General features: G+C 66.5%; 2 protein-coding genes and 1 pseudogene. 1 reads left to right on the top strand and 2 read right to left on the bottom strand.

Going from position 1 to position 2,513, the window contains the following annotated elements; genetic code table 11:
- Window positions 1–180: pseudogene (locus tag ACIRFL_RS43725) on the top strand (DDE endonuclease); the annotation flags it as partial.
- 92 nt (window positions 181–272) lie between these two features.
- Here ACIRFL_RS43725 and ACIRFL_RS43720 read toward each other — a convergent pair.
- Entirely contained in the window at window positions 273–596 is a 324-nt protein-coding gene (locus ACIRFL_RS43720) for a hypothetical protein (RefSeq protein WP_404041321.1), read from the bottom strand.
- On the bottom strand, window positions 593–1,810 hold the full coding sequence (locus ACIRFL_RS43715) for a Shedu anti-phage system protein SduA domain-containing protein (RefSeq protein WP_404041318.1): 1,218 nt from the start codon (window positions 1,808–1,810) through the stop codon (window positions 593–595). The genes ACIRFL_RS43720 and ACIRFL_RS43715 overlap by 4 nt, the downstream gene beginning before the upstream one ends.
- Window positions 1,811–2,513 lie beyond the last annotated feature (703 nt).

Below are 2,513 nucleotides of genomic sequence, written 5' to 3'. Positions count from 1 at the left end.
CTCAAGCGACACCTGGCCGACTTCGCCGCCGCCGACCTCACGCACCTCACACGCGTGATCAAGCGGAAACTGAAGAAGATCCAGTACCGGCCTCATCTGGTCGACGGCTGCCTCCCGCCCACCGGTCTGACCATGGACGACGGCGCGATCAGACCGCCGGACTCCGCGAGTTCAACCTGAGTACAGCCTGGGCAGAGCAGGGCTCATGTGCAGGGGCCTGGCCGCCTCGCCTGAGCCAGGCCCGTCCGTTGAGGCCTCAGCACGGTGCGTGGTCAGGTCCGTCCCTGCCGTAGATGGCGGGAAGCGGCGAGGCAGGAGGACAGCCATGTCGCCTCCTCGCGGTTGATGATCAGGTCCGCAACGGTGATCATCCCGTCCATCAGGCCGTCGAGCCGAATCGAGTGGTCACCGACGAGGAACATCTTCCAGTCCGCGTCGCTGTGCCAGAGCCGAGCGGTTTTCTCGCCCCGACGCTGGGCGAACACTAGTTCCTCTCCGTACTCGTTCATGAAGTACCCGACGTAGTCCTTGTCTGTGATCTCACCGCCGCACAAGCGGGCCAGGAGCGGTTCGATCGCGGGTGGTGTGTCGGTCATGCAGCGGACTCCTCGTCCGGGTCGGGGTCTGCGTCCTGCCGTGCCGATGACAGAGCCAGCATGCGGGAGGCTGAATCCAGCAGGGTCTCGTATGTGATCACTTCTATGCGCGCCTGGTGTGTGTTGTAGGTTCGCAGCGTCTCCGCGATCTCCTGGGAGGTGACGTCCCCGGTCACGTACTGCGGGTGTCCGATCACGACCGTCGCCGACGCCCGGCGGGTGTCGACTCCGTGCTCGGTCAGGATGCTCGGGCGGTTCTCGTCCATGGCCCGGAGGTAGTTCTGCGCCTGGGAGACCGCGCGGTGCGCCGGGGCACCCAACATGAGGTGGCCGGAGCGTCGTATGACCAGGTCCTTGATGTTGGCGCGCTTGAGCTCCACCACGTGCAGGGAGCCGTCGCCGCGCAGGAGCGGGATGTCGAGGATGGCGTCCGGGGTGTACTGCCGGCGTGCCAGCTCGGCCACGTAGGCCCCGCCGAAGATCCATTCCTGGTTCTTCAGACAGCCATGGAGGGCACTCTCGGAGCTGTCCGGGTCCTCCACCGCGGTACGCAGGGCCGCCAGGCCGACCTGCCTGGCCCGCAGTTCGAGCAACTGGGCCAGCATGCCGGCGTCGACATCGGCCAGGACGTCGCTCATCATCCGGGCAGCCTCGGCGGAGGCGGGCCGGGGCAGGTTGCGGAGGACCATCTCCATGTGTCCGTATTCCTGGAGTTGCCTCGCCTCCTTGGTGGAGAGCCGGATCCCGCCCTCGCCGTCCCCGAGGCCCAGGTAGTCGACGGACTGGGCTATGCCGCGAAAGAGGTCACGGGCGTCGGCGGCGCTTGCACCGGGCTTGTCGCGGCACAGGACGTCAAGGGCGGCGACCGCCCTGTCCGCACCCAGTGCGGCCAGCCTGCGCATGTGTTTCTCGCTGCGCTGTCGGGCCTTGTCATCGTAGTAGTTCTCAAGGATGTCAAGGAACAGTTCGCCTCCGGCATAGGCGGCGAAGCGCTGAAAGCGCTGGGCGAATGCGAAGTCGCCCTGGAGGATGGCCTCTTGGGCCACGTCCTCCAAGGCGTTCACCAGCGGCCTGCCCTTGCCGTACGTCCCACCGAGGCCACCCATGATGTGCAACACCGCGTCGACGCGCTCCCGGACGCGCGCGTCCTCAGTCAGTTCCCGTGCCGTCTGGACCAGTTGCCAGAGCGTGAAGCCGGATCGAAATGTCGTCACGCGGGCACACTAAGGCCGGCCACTGACAACCACGCGGCAGCAGTCTCTGTGCACGCGAAAAGCGTTCCCCGACTGGACGTCCGACCGAGTCCGGCTCGACACCGTGCCCGTCCGAGAGCGCACTCTGCCCACCAGTCTTCGCGCCCCGTGCCCGTAAGAGCGGACAACCACGGTCAACAGCGGCGCGATCTGGCCCGCACGACCGCCGAGCAAATTTCATCTGCGCAGGTCAAAGACGTAGGGACCAGTCGAGCGCCGTCGCTTCCTAATCTGAGGGCTCAGGCATCGTCATCGCGGGCCGGTCGTCGTGGCGTGCACTGGTCGACGGCATGGCAGCGTGGCTGAGGACGGCGGGGGTGCGGTGAGGCACACGTGTGCATGATCGGTCGGCGCGCCCGCCAGCTTGGCTGACTGTCGTCGGCTGATGTTCAGACGAGCCGTATCGAGCGTGCCGGCCGTCAGTCGACAGCGGCAAAGCTGGGCCGTCCCTGGGCCGCAGCTCACCAAGATCCCCGGCAAGGCCCAGGGCAAGAAGAAGTAAGGGGCCGCCTTCTGGGCCCCCGGGCTGTGAGTTCTTTGCGGGCGGGGCTTTTTGGTGGGGGCTGGGTCCTGCGTTCCGCGTAATTCAGCGTCCTAGAGTCACGAATCTGGGGTCTGACCTGCGCGGACATGGGTGAGGGCGCCTGAGAGGCGTTTCTCTAGG

The organism is Streptomyces sp. NPDC102462 (assembly GCF_044765425.1).
Classification (GTDB): Bacteria; Actinomycetota; Actinomycetes; order Streptomycetales; family Streptomycetaceae; genus Streptomyces.
Note: the sequence above shows the minus strand (reverse complement) of the source record. Positions and strands in the feature narration are given on the sequence as shown.